A 20,621-nucleotide genomic window follows, 5' to 3' on the forward strand; every position below is an offset into this window, starting at 1 on the left:
TGCTCTCCTCGTCGAGAACGGGGTGGTACTGGACGCGCTGTTGGTCGGGTTTCTCTAGCGGAACCGGAAGGCCTTCATCAGGCGCAGACTCGTGCTCATGAAGCGGGCGTAGCCCTCGTCGGTCATGCCCAGCGACGGCGCCATCGGCAGCAGGCGCTGCTGGGCCACGGTCTGGGCCTCCGTGTACTTGAGGATGCCCTCGGAGCCGTGGCGGCGGCCGAGACCGGAGTCCTTCATGCCGCCCATCGGGGACTGGACGCTGCCGTAGGCGGGTGCGTAGCCCTCGTTGACGTTGACCGTGCCGGTGCGCAGCCGGGCGGCGACCTCGCTGCCGCGCCGGGCGCTCTTCGTCCAGACGGAGGCGTTGAGGCCGTACGGCGTGGCGTTGGCGCGCTCGACCGCCTCGTCGTCGTTCTTGAAGCGGTAGACGGAGACGACCGGTCCGAAGGTCTCCTCCTCGCACACGGCCATGGAGTGCTCGACGCCCTCGAGGATGGTCGGCTCGAAGAAGTAGGGGCCGATGTCGGGGCGGGCCGTGCCGCCCGCGATCACCTTGGCGCCCTTGGCGACGGCCTCCTCCACATGCCGTTCCACGGTCTTCAGCTGGCGCTCGCCGACCAGCGAGCCCATGTCGGCGCCGTAGGCGAGGGAGTTGCCGAGCCGCATGGCCTTCGTGCGGGCGGCGAAGCGCTCCAGGAAGGCGTCGGCGATCGACTCGTGGACGTACAGCCGCTCGATGGAGATGCACAGCTGTCCGGCGGAGGAGAAGCAGGCGCGTACGGCACCGGCGGCGGCCTTCTCGATGTCGGCGTCCTCGAGGACCAGCATGGCGTTCTTGCCGCCGAGTTCGAGGGACACGCCGACCAGGCGTGCTGCGGCGCCCTGGGCGACCTCGCGGCCGGTGCGGGTGGAGCCGGTGAAGGAGACGTAGTCGGCGTGCTTGACGAGCTCCGGGCCGACGACCGGGCCCTCGCCGAGCACGACCTGGAAGACGCCCTCCGGCAGGCCGGCCTCGATCAGCAGGTCGCGGGCCCACAGGGCGGTGAGGCAGGTCTCGGTGTCCGGCTTCATCACGACCGCGTTGCCGGTCACGAAGGCGGGCAGCGCGTCGCCGACGGACAGCTCCAGGGGGTAGTTCCAGGGGGCGATCTGGCCCACGACGCCGCGCGGGTGGCGCAGTTCGGTGACCTTGGTGAGGGTGGGGACGGCGCCGGTGTGCCGCTTGGGCCGCAGATAGGCGGGGGCCTTGCGGCCGTAGTGGCGGGCCGCGACCGCGACGGCCTGCACCTCCTCGTGCGCGTGCAGACGGGCCTTGCCGGTCTCCAGCTGGATGAGGTCGAGCACCTCGGCCTGCCGCTGCAGCACGAGGTCGTGGAAGCGCAGCAGGACGGCGGCGCGCTGCCGTACCGGGGTCTTCTCCCACACCGCCTGTGCGGCGCGGGCGGCCTCGAAGGCCGTGAGGACGTCCTCGGGCGTGGACTCGGGCAGGTCGGCCAGCTTCTCGCCGGTGAACGGGGTGTGGTTGGCGGTTCGGCCGGAGCCGACGACGCCCTTGGTGAGCTGGGCCACCAGTTCCGGGGTGACCACGTCGGCGGCGGTGCGCGCGCCCTCGGGGGCGGGCGCGAGCGGGTTGGTGCCGGTGCTGTCCGGGGCCTGCGTGTCCGTCATGACGCGCAGGGTATGCCGGAGCGGAGGCTTTGTGTACCCGTCGGTAACGGGGATTCACGGAGTGCTCACACACTGCCAGTGATCACTGGCAGTGAATGTGCTGATCAGGGCGTTGACGCGGTGGCGGACGGAACGATCATTCGAGCCCGGCTTTTTTCGCCAGAAGCAGTCCGAGCGTGGTGCGGGGGCTGCGACGACGGGGTTCGGGGGGCGGGGGCGGTGAGGGCTCGGAGGCGGGGGCCGGTTCCGCCGCGGTGGCCGGCGGGGTGTCCGGGGTGGCCCGATGACCGCCTTCCCGTACGGCGTCCGGTTCGGGCGGGAGCCCGAGGTACTCCCGCAGTTCCGCCGTGACCTCCTCCGCGCCGGGACGGGCCTCCGGCTCGTCGGCGTGCAGCCGCTCCAGCAGGGGGCCCAGCGGGCCGGGGTCCGTGTCCGCGAGGGCGGCGCGGAGCAGGGCGCCCAGGGACCACAGGTCGGACGCCGGGCCGGCGCCGGGGCCCGCGGCACGCTCCGGCGCGCGGAAACCGGCGGGCGTGTCCGCCGGGTGTCCGTCGCCGGTCCCGAAGTCGGTGACGATGACCCGGCCGGTGCCGGACTCCAGCAGGACGTTGGCCGGTTTGACGTCCCGGTGCACGATGCCGACGGCGTGGGCGGCGCGCAGGGCACCGAGGACGGCGAGCCCGATCCGGGCGGCCTCGTCGGGCGGGACCGGGCCGCGCAGCAGGGCCTCCCGCAACGACTCGCCCTCGACCAACTCCATGACGATCCAGGGGGTTTGGCCCTCGGTGACGACGTCGTACACCGTGACCGCGGAGGGATGGCGCACGCGGGCCGCGGCGCGGGCCTCCCGGTAGAACCGGTGGGCGATACGGCGACTGTCCTCGTCGTCGGCCGGATCGCCGGGCAGCAGCGGCTCCTTGACGGCGACCCGGCGGCCCTGCTCCTGCTCGTCCCGGGCCCGCCAGACGGTGCCGGTGGGCCCGGAGCCGAGACGCCCGGCCAGCCGGTAGCGGCCACCGATCAGACGTGTGCCGGGCGGGTGTTCGCCGTCTCCACTCATGTCACATGAGTACCGCGAGCACCATGCCCTTGTCGAAGGGGGCAGGGCCAAGCGGCCTGTCTTCGCCTGTGGGGTGAGGCAGTCAGGCGACCCGCCTTGCCGAGGGGGCAGTCGGGCGACCCGCCTTTGGCCCGGGGGTCAGGCGCCCTGTCTTTGCCTGGGGGGAGTCAGGCTACCCGCCTTGGGCCAGGGGGCAGTCAGGCGCCCGTCCGAGGCGGGGAGTCCGGCGGCCCGTCCTTGCCGACGCGGGCCCGGACCGGGGGGTCTTGGCGACGGGGGCCGGTCCAGGGCTGTGTTTGTCGCAGGGGCCCGGACCGGGGGCTTCGCCGACTCGGGCCCGGACCGGGGCTGTCTTTGTCGACGGAAACCGGACTGGGGGCACTTCGCCTACGCGGGCCCGGACCGGGGGGAGTCTTGGCGACGCGGGCCCGGTCCAGGGCTGTGCTTGTCGCTGGGGCCCGGACCGGGGGCTTCGCCGACTCGGGCCCGGACCCGGGCTGTCTTTGTCGACGGAAACCGGACCGGAGGTGTCTTCGCCGACGCGGACCCGGACCGGAGGCGTCTTGGCGACGCGGGCCCGGTCCAGGGCTGTGCTTGTCGCAGGGACCCGGACCGGGGGGCTTCGCCGACTCGGGCCCGGACCCGGGCTGTCTTTGTCGACGGAAACCGGACCGGAGGTGTCTTCGCCGACGCGGACCCGGACCGGAAGTGTCTTTGCCGGAACGCGGGCCCGGACCGGGAGGCGTCTTCGGCGACGGGACCCGCCCCGGCGGTGTCTTCGCCGACGCGGAACCGGACTTGGGCGCACTTCGCCGACGCTGACCGGGACCCGGGGGTGCCTTCGCCGACGCTGACCCGGACCGGGGGCACTTCGCCGACGCGGGGTACGCGCAGGCGGGAGGGCGCGGCGGTCATGAACCGGTGAGCGAGAAGGTGTCCACGGCCACGTCGAAGTACTCCCGCGCCTCCCGCACCTTGCCGACCGGCGCCGAGACCCACACGTCGTACATCCGCCCGGCCTCCTCCCAGCACAGGTCGTAGGTGTGCCGCGGGCCCTCCGCCGTGCTGAAGCCGTCCCAGGTGAACTCCCACAGCGCGGCCGGTTGTCCGTCGTGCGTGGTGCGGGTGACCCGACCGTCGTGGTAACCGGGGTTGGTGGACGGGCCCTTGGCAGCCGATCGTTCCATCACGCCCTGCGGGCCACCGGGTTGGGGATCGGCGACCTTGACGCCGAGGCGGAAGATCTCGCCCGGGGAGAGATAGAAGACGCGCTCGCCCTGCGGACTGCGGGCGAAGTCCTGCGGCACGGCGAGGGAGAAGCCGGCCGGATCTCGGGCCGTGCGGTAACCGGACGGCGCGCTGTGCGAGCCGGCGGAGGACGGAACGGTGGGCGTCCGGGCGGAGGTGGGGGGTGCCGGGGATGATGCCGGCTGCGAGGCCGGGCTCGTGCCGGTCGCGGTGGCCGGGGAGGTCGCCGTACCGCCGGGGCTGCCACCGCCCCCGCCCCCGTCCCGGTGCAGCAGCAGCGCCGCCGCGGACACGCCCGCTCCGGCCAGCGCGGCGACCAGCAGGGCCGCGACCAGCACCCCCCGCGTGGACGGCGGCCGGGCCGGGGGCTCGGCCGCCGGTGCCGGGACGGTTGCCGGCGATGGCCCGCCGTGCGGAAGGTCCTGCTGAGTCGGCGTGTACGGCGCGGCGGCCTTCGGCGTCCGGCCGCCGCCGATCCGGTGCATGAGTCCGGAGGCGGCGGTGACGCCGGGCGACGGCCCCGGTGCCTCCGGGGTCCGGCCCGTCTCCAGGAACGTCCGCAGCATCTGCTCGGCCTCGGCCGCACCGAGCCGCCGGTCGGGGTCGCGCTCCAGCAGCCCCCGTACGACCGGTAACAACGGCCCGGCCTCGTCGGGTGGCCGGATGTCCGCGGAGACGACGGCGTGCAGGATGCCGCCGAGCGAGTCGCGCCGGAACGGCGACGCGCCGCTGAGCACCGTGCACAGCAGCGCGCCCAGCGACCACAGGTCGGACTCCGGCCCGGTGCGCAGCCCCGACATCCGCTCCGGGGCGGTGTATTCGGGCGAGCCGACGAAGGAGCCGGTCTCGGTGAGCGTGGTGGCCCCCGCGACCTGGGCGATGCCGAAGTCGGTCAGCACGACCCGGCCGGTGCCGGACTCGATCAGCACGTTCGCGGGCTTGATGTCCCGGTGCAGCACCCCCGCCTCGTGCGCGGTGCGCACCGCGCTGAGCAGGGCGACGCCGATCCGCGCGGCCTCGGCGGCGTCGGCCGGGCCCTGCCGGGAGATCAGGTCGGCGAGCGAACCGCCGTCGACCAACTCCATGACGAGGTAAGGCCGTTCGTCCTGCTCCACGACGTCGTGCACGACGATGATGTGCGGATGTCGCAGCCGGCCGACCGCCCGTGCCTCGCGGAAGGTACGGTCCCGGCGGCGCCGCGCGTCGTCCTCGGAGAGCGTGTCGTCCGGGAGGAGTTCCTTGACCGCGACACGCCGGCCCAGCACCTGGTCGACGGCCCGCCACACCACGCCCATGCCGCCGCGCCCGATGCGTTCCTCCAGCCGGTAACGGCCCGCGATCACACGGAAGTCGGCGCCCTCGGTCCCCATGAGCCCCATCATGCCGCACCGGACCCATCCGCTCCGGGGCGCCGATCGGCCAAGCAGGGCCGATCGACCAGCGGTTTTCGGCCGTATCAGCCCTCGTTCGGCTCCTGCCAGCTCTGCAGCACCCACTTGAACTGCTTGCTGGTCTCCGCCCAGTCCTGCTCCGGCGTCGACATGTAGAGGGCGTACTCGGTGCCGGAGCGCGAGAAGTACGTCTCCTCGATGGCGTGGCGCGGACCGGGTACGTGCGGCGCGTCCTTCTTCAGCGCGTACCAGGTGTACTCCCACAGCGAACCGTTGCGGTCGCGGTAGATGTTCGGCTTCATGACCACTTTCCTGTAGTCGACGAGCCGCTGCAACTGCTGTTCCAGGTCCTGCTGGTGCTGGTAGGCGTCGGCGAAGTCCGGGGAGCCGTCGATGGCGATGCGGACGAAGTGCAGGCCGCCGTCCGGGGTGTAGTCGACCTGCTTGAGGTCGCCGTGGACGCCGACGAGCTTCCGCTTCCAGCCCTTGGGCAGGTAGACGGTGAAGCCCCAGGGGTCGTGGTACGGCTGCCACGAGGCGGGCACGGTCCCGTTCGGGCCCGGCGTGGCGCTGCCGCTCGCCGAAGGTGACGTCGTGGCCGGGCCCGCGCCCCCGCCCGTCCCGGTGTTCTGCTCCATGCCGCCCCACTCCTGGAAGGCCACGGCCGCGCCACCGCCGAGGACCGCCGCCACGGCGACGACCAGGGCGAGGGTGCGCAGCCGGCGGCGCGGGCGGGACCGCGCCGGGCCCGGGGGTGGGGGCCCCACGATCGTCGGCCCGGTCATGGACCGGCCCGGGCCGGCCTGCGCTCCGGGGCCGTAGCCGGAAGCGGTCCCTGGGGAGCCGTGTCCGGAAGCGGTGCCCGCGGAACCGTGGCCGGAGACGGCTCCCGTGGCGCCGTAGCCGGAGGCGCCTGCGGTGGGGCCGTAGCCCTGCGCCGTCGGCCCGGTGCCGTACCCCGAGGTGCTCGGCCCACCGGCGTGGATGCCCGAGCCCTGGGTCGGAATGAACGCCTGGGCCGTGTGCGGGCGGCGGCCCTCCGCCGCCTCGGCGAGCATCTGCTCCGCCTCCTCCACGCCCGGCCGCCGCTCCGGCTCCTTGCGCAGCAGCGCGGATATGACCGGACCGAGCGCACCGGCGTGGCGCGGCTCGTCGACCTCCTCCTCCACAACCGCCTGCATGGTGCTCAGCGGTGAGGTGCGGCGGAACGGCGACCGGCCCTCGACCGCCGTGTACAGCGTGGCACCGAGCGCCCACAGGTCCGAGGCCGGGCCGGGGTCGTGGCCGCGCACCCGCTCGGGCGCGAGGTAGTCGACCGAGCCGACGACCTCTCCGGTGCGGGTGATGGTGGAGTCGCCCTCGATCTGGGCGATGCCGAAGTCCGTCAGCAGCACCCGGCCGTCCCGGCCGAGGAGGACGTTGCCGGGCTTGACGTCGCGGTGCAGGACGCCGGCGGAGTGCGCGGCGCGCAGCGCCCGCAGCACCCACAGGCCGATGCGCGCGGCCTCCCGCGGCTCGACGCGCCCGCGCTCCTTGACCTCGTCCGCCAGCGAGTTGCCCTCGACCAGCTCCATGACGATCCAGGGACGGCCGTCGTGTTCGAGGACGTCGTGCACGGTGACGACGGCGGAGTGGTTGATGCGCGCGGCGGCGCGGGCCTCGGCCCGGGTACGGGCGAGCAGAACGGCCCGGTCGCTGTCGGAGACGTAGAGCGCCGCGGTCAACTCCTTGACGGCGACCGTCCGGTTCAGCACCTCGTCGTGGGCGCGCCACACCCGGCCCATGCCGCCGCTGCCGATCGAGTCGGCGAGCCGGTAGCGGCCCGCTATCAGCAGGCCCTGCATCTGATTCACGTTGCCCCGCAATGCTCTTGACAGGGTCAGACTAAGGACCGGCCCACCAACAGGGAACCAGCGGGGTGCCAAGGTGACAGCACTGTGACGGTTGTCGCCGCCGGAATCGGCCAGGACCGGTCAACCGGTATACGGGGCGCTCAACCGGTGTAGCGGTACGTCGCCGTGGCCTGCTCGTACAGCCGCGTCACCTCGTCCCGCTGCGCCTCCGGGCCGCGGACCTGGACGATGTGGTAGCGGCCGTTCAGCAGGATCGCCATGTTGCGCACGAACAGGTCGCGGCCCTGCCCGTCGGTCCAGGTGAACTGGCCCTCGGCCATCGTCCGCCCGCCCACCTCGATGGTTCTCAGGCCGGCGGCCGTGGCCCAGCTGGAGTCGCGGTACGGCTGGAGTTCGCTCTCCTTGTCCCGCTGGTAGGCCATCGGGTCACTGCCGTAGGTCGCGGCGCCGTCCCGTCCGGGTACGACGATGAGCTCGAAGTTCCCGTGTGCGTAGACCACCTGGCCGCTGCCGTTCTTCGGGGTGCGGTCCCAGCCCTTGGCCACGGCGACCTGGAAGCCCTCCGGGTCCTTGCGCAGGGTGAAGCCGTCGGCGACGGACGGATCCGCGCCGGTCTGGGTCTCGGTGGCGGGCACGCTGCTCTGCGGGGCGCTCTGCCCGGAGGAGGGCTGCCGGGTGTGCGTGGGCGCCGGGCCGGCCTCACCGGCGCTGCCCGTGCGGTCCGGGCTGCCCGCGGCCCCGCTCTCGCCCTGCTTGGGCATGAACAGCATCGCGTACGCGATCACGCCGGCCAGCAGGAGCAGGATCAGCAGGAGCAGGGTACGGCCCAGCCTGCGCGGCGAACCGGCCTCCTTCCCGGCGGCCCTGGCCCGCTTGTGCCGGCCGTGTGGCGGGACCTCGGGCAGCCCGGCGCGCCGCCGTCGCAGCCGCACCAGCTCGCCGCGGCGCCGGACGATCGGCAGCCGGCTGGGGTCGGCGGGCGGCACGGGCACGACATGGGTGCCGGCGTCCGGCTCCGGGGCGGAGCGCACCAGCGACCGCAGCCAGCCGCTCAGTTCCTCGAAGTCCAGGCGCTCGGTGGGGTCCTGACGCAGCAGCGACTCCACGACCGGCCGGAGCGGACCGCACTCCTCGGCGAAGGCGGGCGGCTCGGCGCACACCAGCTGCACCAGCTCGGCCGTCGACTCCTCGGGGTACGGCGCGTGCCCCTGCACGGCCCGGAACAGCAGCGCCCCGAGGGCCCACAGATCGGTCGAGGGCCCGATCGGCGCCGCCAGCTGCCAGTTCTCGTGCACGGGCCCGGCCTGCTCCGGTGCCCAGCGCTCGGTCACGGGCCCCACGACGGTCATCCGCACCTGCCGCGCCCGCTCGGCCGCCAACGCGGTCCCCGGCCCACGCGGACCCCCGCCCACGACCACACCGCCGTCGTCCCAACGGGGGCGGGAGGGGTCGTGCGGAGGGAGGGGCCGCTGGGTGGGGCCGGTGGTGGCCGGGGCCAGGGCCGGCCCTTGGTGGGCGGGGCCGATGCCGTAGGGGGGCAGGTCCGTGCCGAGGTGGGCCGGGTCGTCGTCCGGAGGCAGGGCGGGGCCTTGGCGACCGGGGGCGGCGGCGCGGCCGGGGCCCGGGGCGGCGAGCCGGCCCGGGACGGACGGGTGTGCGGGGCGCGGGTTCACCGAGGGCAGCCCGGGGCGCTGCGGCTCGCCGCTCGACGCCGGGGTGCCGGTGGAGCCTGGACGCGGCACGGCTCCGTGCCAGGGCGCGCCCTGCGCCCCGTAGGGGTCGGCGATCCGCCCGGGCGGTGTCGCACCGCCCGGCCCGCCGGGATACGGCGACTGCGCCGTGCCGTCGGCCCGTTCGGCGCCGGTGTCGCCCTCGGCGGGCGGCCGGGCTCCGGGGAGGGCGGCGCGCCCGCTCTGCCGGGCCTCCTGCACCCGGGCGGCGGCGCGGGCACCCGCCCGGTACGCGGCGATGGCCCCGGCGCGGGCGGCACGGACGTCCGCGCCCGTGTCCAAGGGCGGTCGCCCCGCCGGACCCGGCACTCCGGCCCCGCCGGACACCCCGCTCGCGCCGGAGACCCGGGCCCCGCCGGACATCCCGTTCGCGTGGGACAGCCCGGCCCCGCCGGACACCCCGTTCGCACCGGGCACCGGCAGGCCTCCGGCGGCCCGCGCCTGGATCGCGGCCCGGCGCGCGGCCTCGGGATCGACGTCGGCGGACGGAACCCCGCCCGCCCCGGCCGCACCACCCGGGCGGCCACCGGAACCGGAGGAGTTCCCCCGGCCCCCGGCGAACGGAGCCGCTCCCCCACCCGGACCGGAGCCGGCGCCCTCCGCGCCTGCCGCGCCCGGAGCTCCCTCCTCCATGCCGTCCTGGACCGGCACCGGGTCGTATCCGCACAGCGCCTCCTCGGCGGCGCCGACGGCGAGGCCGGTCAGCATCACCCGGCCGTCGTCACAGACCAGCACCGTGCGGGCGGTGATGTTGCGGTGCACCCAGCCGTGCCCATGCAGCACCCGGAGCGCCATCAGCACGTCGGCGGCCACCTCGGCCGCCCGGTACGGCGACAGCGGCCGCTCGGCGAGCAGCGCGGCCAGCGGACGCGCGGCCACCAACTCGCTGACCACCCACAGCGAACCGCCCTCGGCGAACACGTCGAAGACCTGGTCGAGACGCGGATGATCGGGGATGCGGGCCGCCGCCTGCGCGGCCTCGACAGCACGCCGCACCGCCGGGTCCGCGGGCCGCCGGGTCGCGGTCCGGGCGTCCTGCGTCCGGCGGGTCCCGCGCTCACGCGCGGTGAACCCCTCGGGCAGTCCCTCCGCGTCGAGCACCTCGGCCTCGACGACCTCCGGCAACGGAACCTGCCGCACGAGCACTTCCTGCCCGCTGTACGTGTCGAAGGCGCGGGTCTCGGTGAGTTCGTACTCGTCGGAGGGCGGCAGCGGCAGGCGGTAGCGGTCGGCGAGCACCCGACCCGCGTAGTCGTCCACGTTGCCTCCCCCGGCCGCCCGGTTGGTCACATCCGTTCGCCTCGCGACCCGTTTCGCACACACTTCCGGCTGCGTACGGTCCGCAACCATTCACGATACGTGCCGGAGGCAAACCGCACCGAGTGGATGACGGATTCTCACGCCCCAAACCGGCGCCCGCGGCCTACGACTTGGGCTGGAAGGAGTCCGTGAGCGTCTTCCAGGTGTCCTTGCGCAGCGCGCTGTCCCAGTTCGCCGCCTTCGCGGTGTACATCAGTCCGTAACCGAGACGGCCGTTGACCACGAATCCGCGGTCGATGGCGCGGTACTTGGTGCCGCCGTCGACGTAGGTGAACTCCCAGTCGGCCGTGTTCCAACCGCGGTAGTCCACCTTCTCGATGCGGATGCGCTGGTACCGGGAACGCATCATCGCGTGTTCCTGGTTCTCCCAGTCCGCCACCGGGTCGGACTTGGGAGCACTCGTCCATCCGATGAGCAACGTCTGCCCGTCCGGACCGGCGTAGCGGTCTCCCGCGCGGCCGGTGGACTGGTACGACCACCCCTTCGGCAGCCCGATCGAGTACCCCTGCCGGCCCGTGCGGGTCGACACCACCGGCGCGCTCCCGCCCTGCTGCGCACCGGACTTGCCCGACGAGTCGGCCGGCCCGGAAGCGTCGGTGGACGCGCCGGCGTCGATCGCGGTGCCCGACGCGGAACCGCTGCCCGCGGCCGACGGGCTCGCCCCGTCCGTCCGCGCCCCGCTGCCCGTGCCCTTGCCGCCCTTGTCCTGCTTGGTGGATGCGTTGGCACTCGCCGCCGCCTTGGCCCCGCTGCTCTTGCCGCCCTTGCCGTCGTCGCCGTTCAGGGTGAGGGCCAGGACGGTGCCGAGCACCGCGAGGACGACCACCACGGCGATGATCACCAGCGTGCGCTTGGGCACCACGTCGGTCAGCGGCGCCCTCGGCACCGGCCGCGGCGGCAGGTCCAGGTCCGGCGGCGGCACCACGGGCCACCCGGAACTCGACTTGTTCGCGCTGGAGTTCGGCCCGCCGCCGGCAGTGGAGGCAGGACCGGCCTGTTTGCCGACGCTTGCGGGGCCCACCCCATGGGCCGAAGCGGACCGCGCTCCGCCGGGGGAGGCCGGCCGACCGGTCCCGGGAGTGGCCGGGTACGCCCCGCCGGGAGTGGCCGGGCGTGGCCCGCCCTGGGCGGCACCGCCCGCGCCCGGGGCGGCCGTGTCGCCGCCGCTCCTCGTCCGCGCCGACGCCGCAGCGGTGGCCGCCCCGGCCGCCCTGCGGACCGAACGCAGCGCTCCGCGCAGCTTCTCCCCGGCCTCCTCGCTCCGCCTGCCCTCGGACGGCCCGGGCTGCGGCGGCAGCGGAACCACCCGTGTGGCGTCCAGCGCCTGCGGCTCCGGCGCGTGGATCACCGCATTGAGCATGGCCCGGGCCCCGGCGTCGTCGAGCCGCTTGGCCGGATCCTTGGTGAGCAGGCCGTGGATGACGTCCCTGAGCGGGCCCGCGTTCTTGGGCTCCTCCAGGGGCTCGGTCATCACCGCGGTGAGCGTGGCGATCGCCGACCCCTTGTCGTACGGCGGCACGCCCTCGACCGCCGCGTACAGCAGGCCGCCGAGCGACCACAGGTCGGCCGCAGGCCCGGGCTTGTGACCACGGGCGCGCTCGGGGGAGATGTAGGACGGGGCACCGACGAGCATGCCGGTGGAGGTGATGGACGGGTCGCCCTCGACCTGCGCGATACCGAAGTCGGTGAGCACCACCCGGCCGTCCTCGGCGATGAGCACGTTGGACGGCTTCACGTCTCGGTGCAGGATGCCCTCGCGGTGCGCGGAGCGCAGCACGTCGAGGACGGCGAGACCCACCTCGGCGGCACGCTTCGGCTCCAGCAGGCCGTCCTCGCGGATGACCTCGGCGAGGGACTTGCCCTCCACCAACTCCATGACGATCCACGGCCGGTCGTCCTCGTCGACCACGTCGAAGACCGTCACCGCGCTGTTGTTGCGGATCCGGGCGATCGCCTTGGCCTCGCGCAGGGTGCGCGTGATCAGGCGCCGCTTCTCCTCCTCGTCGATGTTCGACGGGAACCGCAGCTCCTTGACGGCGACCGTCCGGCCCAGGGTCTCGTCCTCGGCGCGCCACACCGTGCCCATACCGCCCCGGCCCAGCACGTCTCCCAGCCGGTACCGCCCGGCGAGGAGACGACGCTCGCTCTTGTCCTGACGAGTCCCCTGACGAGATGTACCCGCCCGCTCCGCCTCCGACATGCGTCCCCTCATACAACCCGCCCTGACAGAGCCTCCATTGTCTCTCACCCGACAAGTGCCGAGCGCCCCGGGTGCCCCTGGCCTCCGGCGGGGCGACATGCCGGAAGACGGGTGAAGTGCGCGGGTTCCTCACGGGGATGACGGCGGGTCGCCTGCCGCGGCCACCGCTGCCGGCGTCCGTGGAAGGCCCGGCTCGCCGGGCGCCCCCGTCGTGGCGGAGCGCGTCTCCGCGGCACAGGAACGGGAGGACAGGGGCGCGCGCCTCCTCAGCCGACCCTCAGCCGAGCGGCACGATGTCCGGCGCCCCCAGCCTCGCCGCGTCCGCCGTCAGATCGTCGGGCTGGAGCTGGGACTCCCGCTCGGCCTCCACCCGCTTCTCGTAGTGCTCGACCTCGCGCTCGATCTGGTCCTTGTCCCAGCCGAGGACCGGGGCCATCAGCTCGGCCGCCGCACGGGCGCTGCGGGTGCCCCGGTCGAAGGTCTCGATGGAGATGCGGGTGCGGCGGGTGAGGACGTCGTCCAGATGGCGGGCGCCCTCGTGCGAGGCGGCGTACACCACCTCGGCACGCAGATAGTCGTCGGCGGCCTGCAGCGGCTCGCCGAGGGCGGGGTCGGCGGCGATGAGGTCCAGGACCTCCTCGGCCATGGAGCCGTACCGGTTCAGCAGGTGCTCCACGCGGGCCACGTGCAGTCCGGTGCGGGCGGCGATCCGGGCGCGCGCGTTCCACAGCGCCTGGTACCCCTCCGCGCCCAGCAGCGGGGTCTCCTCCGTCACGCAGTCGGCGACCCGCATGTCCAGGCCGTGCACCGCCTCGTCGACCGCGTCCTTCGCCATCACCCGGTAGGTGGTGTACTTTCCGCCCGCCACGACCACGAGCCCCGGCGCCGGATGGGCCACCGTGTGCTCGCGGGACAGCTTGCTGGTGGCGTCGGACTCACCGGCGAGCAGCGGGCGCAGACCGGCGTACACACCCTGCACGTCGTCACGGCTGAGCGGCACCGCCAGCACCGAGTTGACGTGCTCCAGCAGGTAGTCGATGTCGGCGCTGGACGCGGCCGGGTGGGCCTTGTCGAGGTTCCAGTCGGTGTCGGTGGTGCCGATGATCCAGTGCCGGCCCCAGGGGATGACGAACAGGACCGACTTCTCGGTGCGCAGGATCAGGCCGGTCGTGGAGTGGATGCGGTCCTTGGGCACGACCAGGTGGATGCCCTTGGACGCGCGGACGTGGAACTGGCCGCGCTCGCCCACCATCGCCTGCGTGTCGTCGGTCCACACGCCGGTGGCGTTGACGATCTGCTTGGCGCGGATCTCGTACTCCCCGCCGCCCTCCACGTCCTGCACCCGGGCGCCGACCACTCGCTCCCCCTCGCGCAGGAACCCGGTCACGCGCGCACGGTTGGCCACCTTGGCGCCGTAGGACGCCGCCGTGCGCACCAGCGTGGCCACGAAGCGGGCGTCGTCCATCTGGGCGTCGTAGTACTGCAGGGCGCCGACCAGGGCGTCCTTCTTCAGGCAGGGGGCGACGCGCAGGGCGTGACGGTGGCTCAGGTGGCGGTGCAGGGGCAGGCCCCGGCCGTGCCCGCGGGCCATGGACATCGCGTCGTACAGGGCCACGCCGGAACCGGCGTACAGCCGCTCCCAGCCCTTGTGCTGCAGCGGGTACAGGAACGGCACCGGCTTGACCAGGTGCGGGGCCAGCCGCTCCAGGAGCAGTCCGCGCTCTTTGAGGGCCTCGCGGACGAGCGTGAAGTCGAGCATCTCCAGGTAGCGCAGTCCGCCGTGGATCAGCTTGCTGGACCGGCTGGAGGTGCCCGAAGCCCAGTCGCGCGCCTCGACCAGACCGGTGGACAGGCCGCGTGTGACGGCGTCCAGCGCGGTGCCCGCGCCGACGACTCCGCCGCCGATCACCAGCACGTCCAGCTCCCGCTCCGCCATCGCCGCCAGTGCCCCGGCACGCTGCGCCGGCCCCAGAGTCGCTGTCCTCACCGCTGCCTCCCGCTGTCGCAGACTCGCTCGCGTCGGCCACACCCGGTGGGCGAAGCCCGGTTTCATCCCCTCCTCATGCCCAAATTCTGACGGGGTTGCCCGACTTCAGCCACCACGAGCTCCCAAGCTGTGGACAACTCGCGCACAACCATCGGAAGACACACGAACACAATCACGCATAACAGTCATATATGTATCTAGCCTGACATCGCGCTCACTCTCGCTGTACACAGCGGTTGCGCGTCTGTTCCGTTTCGGCTACTGGGAAGGACGGCCCACGCCATGCCCGCAGACCTCGCCGTCATCGGACTCGGCCCCTACGGCTTGCCGCTCGCCCAGGCCGCCGTCGCCGCAGGGATCCCCACCATCGGATACGCCACCGGTCCGGAGGCGGGTTCCCTCAGCCCCGCCGAGCTGCGCCGGATGCACGCGGCCGGCTTCCGGCCCGGCACCGACCCGGCCCAGCTCGGCCGGGTGCGCACCGCGGTGATCTGCGCGACGACCCCGCGTGGCGCCGACGGTGGGCTCGACCTCGCCCAGGTGGAGGCGGCCGCCCGCACCCTGGGCGAGCGGCTGCGCCCGCACACCACGGTCATCCTGGAGTCGCCGGTGATCCCCGGCACGACCGAGGAGTTCCTGCGCCCCCTGCTGGAGAAGGGCTCGGGGCTGCGCGCCGGCCGCGACTTCCACCTCGCGTACTCGCCCAGCCGCGTCGACCCCGGCAACCGCGACCACACCCCCGCCAACACGCCCAAGGTCATCGGCGGCCTCACCCCAGCCTGCACCGAGTCGGCCGCCGCCTTCTACGGCCGGCTCACCGACAAGGTGGTACGCGCGCGCGGGCTGCGCGAGGCGGAGACGGTGCAGCTGCTGGAGACCAACTTCCGGCACGTCAACATCGCGCTCGTCAACGAGATGGCCGTCCTGTGCCATGAGCTGGGTGTCGATCTGTGGGACGTGATCCGGTGCGCCGAGACCAAGCCCTTCGGCTTCCAGACGTTCCGCCCCGGGCCCGGCGTCGGCGGGCACGGCGTCCCGCAGGACCTGACCGGCCACGCCACCCGCACGCTGCGGATGGTGGAGCTGGCCCAGCAGGTCAACAGCAGGATGCCCCGGTACGTCGTCCAGCGTGCCGCCACCCTCCTCAACGAACACGGCAAGTCCGCCCGCGGCGCGCGGGTGCTGCTGCTCGGCGTCACCTACAAGCCCGACCTCGCCGACCTGCAGGGCACACCGGCGCAGGAGATCGCGATCCGGCTGATGGAGCTGGGCGCCTCGGTGAGCTTCCACGACCCCCTGGTGGCCTCCTGGAACGTGCTGGACCGCCCGGTCCCGCGCGCGGACTCGCTCTACGAGACCGCCGCCGACGCCGACCTGACGATCCTGCTCCAGCAGCACCGCACGTACGACCTGCAGGGGCTGTCGGTGAAGGCCCAACTGCTGCTGGACACGCGCGGGGCCACGCCCACGGGGGCGGCGAACCGGCTCTGACACCGGTCACGAACGGAAAACAGCCGGGGGTGTTGTCGCTCCCGGCTGTTAATCTCCCCCGGACTCGCCGCCCACGCACGTTGCGCGAGTCCTCCGTTTCCGTCGTTCAGTTGTACTCCATATCGGGGGGATTTCTGTCATGAGCCAGTCAGCTCCGCCGCCGCAGCCGCCGCAGTCCGGGCCGGCCGACGGCAACCCGTACGCCGGGCAGGCCCCGGCCGCCGCGCCGTACCCGCCGCAGACGGGCGCCCACCCCGCCCAGCCGGGCGCTTTCGGGCCGCCGGCACCGCCCGCGCCGGGCCGCAACAACGTCGTCCTCGGCGTGGTCGCCGCCGTCGTCGCCGCCGTGGCCGCAGCCGCGCTGTACGGCGTCGTCATCGGCGCCACCAAGCACGAGATCGGCTACGCCGCCGTCGGCGTCGGCTTCGTCGTCGGCCTCGCCGCCGGCAAGGCGGGCGGCCGCAACCCCGCCCTGCCCGTCGTGAGCGCGATCCTCGCACTCGGCTCGGTCTACGTCGGCCAGCTCGTGGGCGAGGCCATGATCGGCGCCGACCAGCTGCACGTGAGCTTCGGCGAGCTCTTCTTCCAGCACATCGACGTGGTCCAGAAGGTGTGGAAGGAAGACGCCGACCCGCTGACCTTCCTCTTCTTCGCCATCGCCGCGTTCGCCGCGTTCTCGGGCGCCAAGAAGGCCGCCGCGTAACGGCTGCGCCGAGCAGAAGGGCCCGGCCACCTCGTCGGTGGCCGGGCCCCTCGCGTCATGGGTGTCAGCGCTTGTGCTGGCTGTCCGCGACGGTCACCTCGACGCGCTGGAACTCCTTCAGCTCGCTGTAGCCGGTCGTGGCCATCGCGCGGCGCAGGGCGCCGAAGAAGTTCATCGAGCCGTCGGGCGTGTGGGACGGGCCGGTGAGGATCTCCTCGATCGTGCCGACCGTGCCCAGGTCGACCTTCTTGCCGCGGGGCAGCTCCTCGTTGACCGCCTCCATGCCCCAGTGGTGGCCCTTGCCGGGCGCGTCCGTGCCGCGGGCCAGCGGGGAGCCCATCATCACCGCGTCGGCGCCGCAGGCGATCGCCTTGGGCAGGTCGCCGGACCAGCCGACGCCGCCGTCCGCGATCACGTGCACGTACCGGCCGCCGGACTCGTCCATGTAGTCACGGCGGGCCGCGGCCACGTCGGCGACGGCGGTGGCCATCGGGACCTGGATACCCAGTACGTTGCGCGTGGTGTGGGCGGCGCCGCCGCCGAAGCCGACCAGGACACCCGCCGCACCGGTGCGCATCAGGTGCAGGGCCGCGGTGTAGGTGGCGCAGCCGCCGACGATCACCGGGACGTCCAGCTCGTAGATGAACTGCTTCAGGTTCAGCGGCTCGTGCGAGGAGGACACGTGCTCCGCCGAGACCGTCGTACCGCGGATGACGAAGATGTCCACGCCCGCGTCCACGACCGCCTTGGAGAACTGGGCGGTGCGCTGCGGGGAGAGCGCCGCCGCCGTGACCACGCCGGAGTCGCGCACCTCCTTGATGCGGGTGCCGATCAGCTCCTCCTTGATGGGCGCCGCGTAGATCTCCTGGAGGCGGCGGGTCGCCTGCTCGGCCGGCAGCTCGGCGATCTCGTCCAGCAACGGCTGCGGGTCCTCGTACCGCGTCCACAGCCCCTCGAGGTTGAGCACGCCGAGGCCGCCCAGCTCGCCGATGCGGATCGCGGTGGCCGGGGAGACGACCGAGTCCATGGGGGCGGCCAGGAACGGCAGCTCGAAGCGGTAGGCGTCGATCTGCCAGGCGATCGAGACCTCCTTCGGGTCCCGCGTACGGCGGCTGGGGACGACGGCGATGTCGTCGAAGGCGTACGCCCTGCGGCCGCGCTTGCCGCGCCCGATCTCGATCTCAGTCACGTCTTGGCCTTTCCCTGATGCGTTTCAGCGTCTTCCAGTATCGCCGACGGGTAGGACAGAAGCCCTCCGCGGGGACGACAACGGCGGCCCCGGATGCTCCGGAGCCGCCGCCGCATGGTCTTCACGCGCGCGTGGGCGTCACTTCTTGCTGCTGTAGTTCGGCGCCTCGACCGTCATCTGGATGTCGTGCGGGTGGCTCTCCTTCAGGCCCGCGGAGGTGATCCGCACGAAGCGGCCCTTGGACTCCATCTCCGCGATGGTGGCGGCGCCGACGTAGCCCATGGTCTGGCGCAGGCCGCCGACGAGCTGGTGCAGGACGTTGGCGAGCGGACCGCGGTAGGGCACCTGTCCCTCGACGCCCTCGGGCACGAGCTTCTCGTCCGTGGTGACCTCGGCCTGGAAGTAGCGGTCCTTCGAGTACGACTTGGCCTGGCCGCGCGACTGCATGGCGCCCAGCGACCCCATGCCCCGGTACGACTTGAACTGCTTGCCGTTGATGAAGAGCAGCTCGCCCGGGGACTCCTCGCAGCCTGCGAGGAGGCTGCCCAGCATCACCGTGTCGGCGCCGGCGGCCAGCGCCTTGCCGATGTCGCCGGAGTACTGCAGGCCGCCGTCGCCGATCAGCGGGATGCCGGCGGGACGTGCCGCGAGGGAGGCCTCGTAGATGGCGGTGACCTGGGGGACACCGATACCGGCGACGACACGGGTGGTGCAGATGGAGCCCGGGCCCACGCCCACCTTGATGCCGTCCACACCGGCGTCGATCAGTGCCTGGGCGCCGTCGCGGGTGGCGACGTTGCCGCCGACCACGTCGACGTCCACGCTCGACTTGATCTTCGACATCCAGCTCAGGGCGTTGCTGTTGTGACCGTGCGAGGTGTCGACGACCAGGAAGTCCACACCGGCCTGGGCGAGCGCCTGGGCGCGCTCCAGCGCCTCCGGGCTGGCACCGACCGCGGCACCGACGAGCAGCCGGCCCTCGGCGTCCTTCGCGGCGTTGGGGTACTGCTCGGCCTTGACGAAGTCCTTGACCGTGATCAGGCCCTTCAGGACGCCCTCGTCGTCCACCAGCGGCAGCTTCTCGATCTTGTGCTTGCGCAGCAGCTCCATGGCCTCGGGGCCGGAGATGCCCACCTTGCCGGTGACCAGCGGCATCGGGGTCATGACCTCGTGCACGCGCCGGGCGCGGTCGCTCTCGAAGGCCATGTCGCGGTTGGTCACGATGCCGAGCAGCTTGCCGGCCGGATCGGTGACCGGGACACCGCTGATGCGGAACTTCGCACACAGGGCGTCCGCCTCGGCGAGCGTGGCCTCCGGGTGCACCGTGATCGGGTCGGTGACCATCCCGGACTCCGACCGCTTCACCAGGTCGACCTGGTTGACCTGGTCCTCGATGGAGAGGTTGCGGTGCAACACGCCCACGCCGCCCAGCCGGGCCATCGCGATCGCCATCCGGGACTCGGTCACCTTGTCCATCGCCGCCGACAGCAGCGGGATGTTCACCCGGACGTTGCGGGAGATGCGGGACGAGGTGTCGGCCGCGTTGGGGAGCACCTCGGATGCGCCCGGCAGCAGCAGCACGTCGTCGTAGGTCAGCCCGAGTGTCGCGAATTTACCGGGCACTCCGTCGACGTTGGCAGTCATGACACCTTCCCCAAATGGCCTTGATCGGTGCGGATGTCCATGCTAACGGGAAGTATCGCTAGCAAATTCCACGGTACGGGGTCGCTTCAGGCTTCGTATGTTCGTACGGACTTGGAAGCGTGCCTGTTCAGCGAAGTGAGCTGCGGGGGCTCCGCCCAAGGGCGTTACTGCTCGGCGAGAGCGCGCAGACGGCTCAGTGCCCGATGCTGTGCGACCCGGACGGCGCCGGGTGACATTCCCAACATCTGCCCGGTCTCCTCCGCGGTCAAGCCCACGGCGATGCGCAGCAGGAGCAGCTCGCGCTGGTTCTCGGGGAGGTTGGCCAGCAGCTTCTTGGCCCACTCGGCGTCGCTGCTGAGCAGGGCGCGCTCCTCCGGGCCGAGGGAGTCGTCGGGCCGTTCCGGCATCTCGTCGGAGGGCACCGCCGTGGAGCCCGGGTGGCGCATGGCGGCGCGCTGCAGGTCGGCGACCTTGTGGGAGGCGATGGCGAAGACGAACGCCTCGAAGGGACGGCCGGTGTCGCGGTAGCGGGGCAGCGCGAGCAGGACGGCGACGCACACCTCCTGGGCGAGGTCCTCGACGAAGTGACGCGCGTCGCCGGGGAGCCGGGACAACCGGGTGCGGCAGTAGCGCAGCGCCAGCGGGTGGACGTGCGCGAGCAGATCGTGCGTGGCCTGCTCGTCCCCGTCGACGGCGCGGTGGACGAGCGCACCGATCGCCCCATGGGCCGTGCCCGCCTCGTCGTCGCGCATCGGTCCATCGTGCCTTGTGGCCGTCCGGTCCGTCGCATCGTGCCCGTGGTTGTGCACCGAAGCGTTATGAGCAGGTGCGCCGGCACTCATCCCCTGCGCCCTCCCCTTCACCTCGACCGACTCGTCCCCGAGAGACTCCACATCTCAAGGATGCGGCATCCGCGCCGAAACGGGCAGCGCACGTCCGGCGGCCCGCCTCGCCCCCCGCCCGCCGCGGCGTCCGACGGGGTCGTACGACGGGGGTGTGAACAGCCCTCCCGTGTGCGCGCCGACGCTCGCGGCCGGGCCGCGCCGACCACGGGTGTTGCCGAAGTGGATCTCCGTTCCCGCCCGCCACCGGCCACCCGTCCGGCGGTCTGCCGTACGGCTCCCGAGGTGTGACCGG

The 20,621-nt window shown here is 73.1% G+C and carries 12 protein-coding genes; 2 read left to right on the plus strand and 10 right to left on the minus strand.

Annotated elements, in window-relative coordinates; all coding sequences use genetic code 11:
* Positions 1 to 54: 54 nt before the first annotated feature.
* The 7 genes from AB0L59_RS06970 to AB0L59_RS07000 all read right to left on the minus strand — a co-directional run bounded on the left by AB0L59_RS06970 (position 55) and on the right by AB0L59_RS07000 (position 14,457).
* Positions 55 to 1,668: a succinic semialdehyde dehydrogenase gene (locus tag AB0L59_RS06970; RefSeq protein WP_365580212.1), complete on the minus strand. Its 1,614-nt coding sequence runs from the start codon at positions 1,666 to 1,668 to the stop codon at positions 55 to 57.
* Between the two features lie 136 nt (positions 1,669 to 1,804).
* A complete protein-coding gene (locus AB0L59_RS06975; RefSeq protein WP_365580215.1) occupies positions 1,805 to 2,728 on the minus strand; it encodes a serine/threonine-protein kinase in 924 nt (307 codons plus the stop codon).
* Positions 2,729 to 3,639: 911 nt separating this feature from the next.
* A complete protein-coding gene (locus AB0L59_RS06980) occupies positions 3,640 to 5,346 on the minus strand; it encodes a serine/threonine-protein kinase (RefSeq protein WP_365580218.1) in 1,707 nt (568 codons plus the stop codon).
* An 86-nt stretch (positions 5,347 to 5,432) separates the two neighbouring features.
* On the minus strand, positions 5,433 to 7,211 hold the full coding sequence (locus tag AB0L59_RS06985; protein WP_365580221.1) for a serine/threonine-protein kinase: 1,779 nt from the start codon (positions 7,209 to 7,211) through the stop codon (positions 5,433 to 5,435).
* Between the two features lie 149 nt (positions 7,212 to 7,360).
* The gene (locus AB0L59_RS06990) at positions 7,361 to 10,210 is read right to left on the minus strand and encodes a protein kinase (RefSeq protein WP_365580224.1); all 2,850 of its coding nucleotides are present in this window, start codon (positions 10,208 to 10,210) and stop codon (positions 7,361 to 7,363) included.
* A 163-nt stretch (positions 10,211 to 10,373) separates the two neighbouring features.
* Complete coding sequence (locus tag AB0L59_RS06995; protein WP_365580227.1) at positions 10,374 to 12,470, minus strand: serine/threonine-protein kinase; 2,097 nt, start codon at positions 12,468 to 12,470, stop codon at positions 10,374 to 10,376.
* A 277-nt stretch (positions 12,471 to 12,747) separates the two neighbouring features.
* Complete coding sequence (locus AB0L59_RS07000; RefSeq protein WP_365580230.1) at positions 12,748 to 14,457, minus strand: glycerol-3-phosphate dehydrogenase/oxidase; 1,710 nt, start codon at positions 14,455 to 14,457, stop codon at positions 12,748 to 12,750.
* Between the two features lie 282 nt (positions 14,458 to 14,739).
* Between AB0L59_RS07000 and AB0L59_RS07005 the strand changes: the two genes are divergently transcribed.
* Both AB0L59_RS07005 and AB0L59_RS07010 read left to right on the plus strand, forming a co-directional pair.
* Positions 14,740 to 15,948: a nucleotide sugar dehydrogenase gene (locus AB0L59_RS07005; protein ID WP_365580233.1), complete on the plus strand. Its 1,209-nt coding sequence runs from the start codon at positions 14,740 to 14,742 to the stop codon at positions 15,946 to 15,948.
* A 139-nt stretch (positions 15,949 to 16,087) separates the two neighbouring features.
* The gene (locus AB0L59_RS07010; RefSeq protein ID WP_365580236.1) at positions 16,088 to 16,651 is read left to right on the plus strand and encodes a hypothetical protein; all 564 of its coding nucleotides are present in this window, start codon (positions 16,088 to 16,090) and stop codon (positions 16,649 to 16,651) included.
* Between the two features lie 64 nt (positions 16,652 to 16,715).
* Here the strand turns inward: AB0L59_RS07010 and AB0L59_RS07015 are convergent, their stop codons facing one another.
* From AB0L59_RS07015 to AB0L59_RS07025, 3 genes are all read right to left on the minus strand, one after another.
* Positions 16,716 to 17,840 (minus strand): GuaB3 family IMP dehydrogenase-related protein, encoded by a 1,125-nt coding sequence (locus tag AB0L59_RS07015; protein ID WP_365580239.1) that lies wholly within the window; start codon positions 17,838 to 17,840, stop codon positions 16,716 to 16,718.
* Between the two features lie 138 nt (positions 17,841 to 17,978).
* Complete coding sequence (gene guaB, locus AB0L59_RS07020; RefSeq protein WP_365580242.1) at positions 17,979 to 19,484, minus strand: IMP dehydrogenase; 1,506 nt, start codon at positions 19,482 to 19,484, stop codon at positions 17,979 to 17,981.
* Between the two features lie 164 nt (positions 19,485 to 19,648).
* Positions 19,649 to 20,236 carry a sigma-70 family RNA polymerase sigma factor gene (locus tag AB0L59_RS07025; RefSeq protein WP_030641278.1) on the minus strand — a complete coding sequence of 196 codons (588 nt, stop codon included), beginning with the start codon at positions 20,234 to 20,236 and terminating at the stop codon, positions 19,649 to 19,651.
* Positions 20,237 to 20,621 lie beyond the last annotated feature (385 nt).

This window comes from Streptomyces sp. NPDC052109 (genome assembly GCF_040680195.1).
In the GTDB taxonomy this organism is placed as follows: Bacteria; Actinomycetota; Actinomycetes; order Streptomycetales; family Streptomycetaceae; genus Streptomyces.

What these genes read in the sequence shown, in the direction of transcription:
- AB0L59_RS06970 (WP_365580212.1), bottom strand. Translation starts at nt 1,668, where the DNA reads ATGACGGACACGCAGGCCCCGGACAGCACCGGCACCAACCCGCTCGCG.
- AB0L59_RS06975 (WP_365580215.1), bottom strand. Translation starts at nt 2,728, where the DNA reads ATGAGTGGAGACGGCGAACACCCGCCCGGCACACGTCTGATCGGTGGC.
- AB0L59_RS06980 (WP_365580218.1), bottom strand. Translation starts at nt 5,346, where the DNA reads ATGGGGACCGAGGGCGCCGACTTCCGTGTGATCGCGGGCCGTTACCGG.
- AB0L59_RS06985 (WP_365580221.1), bottom strand. Translation starts at nt 7,211, where the DNA reads ATGCAGGGCCTGCTGATAGCGGGCCGCTACCGGCTCGCCGACTCGATC.
- AB0L59_RS06995 (WP_365580227.1), bottom strand. Translation starts at nt 12,470, where the DNA reads ATGTCGGAGGCGGAGCGGGCGGGTACATCTCGTCAGGGGACTCGTCAG.
- AB0L59_RS07005 (WP_365580233.1), top strand. Translation starts at nt 14,740, where the DNA reads ATGCCCGCAGACCTCGCCGTCATCGGACTCGGCCCCTACGGCTTGCCG.
- AB0L59_RS07010 (WP_365580236.1), top strand. Translation starts at nt 16,088, where the DNA reads ATGAGCCAGTCAGCTCCGCCGCCGCAGCCGCCGCAGTCCGGGCCGGCC.
- guaB (WP_365580242.1), bottom strand. Translation starts at nt 19,484, where the DNA reads ATGACTGCCAACGTCGACGGAGTGCCCGGTAAATTCGCGACACTCGGG.
- AB0L59_RS07025 (WP_030641278.1), bottom strand. Translation starts at nt 20,236, where the DNA reads ATGCGCGACGACGAGGCGGGCACGGCCCATGGGGCGATCGGTGCGCTC.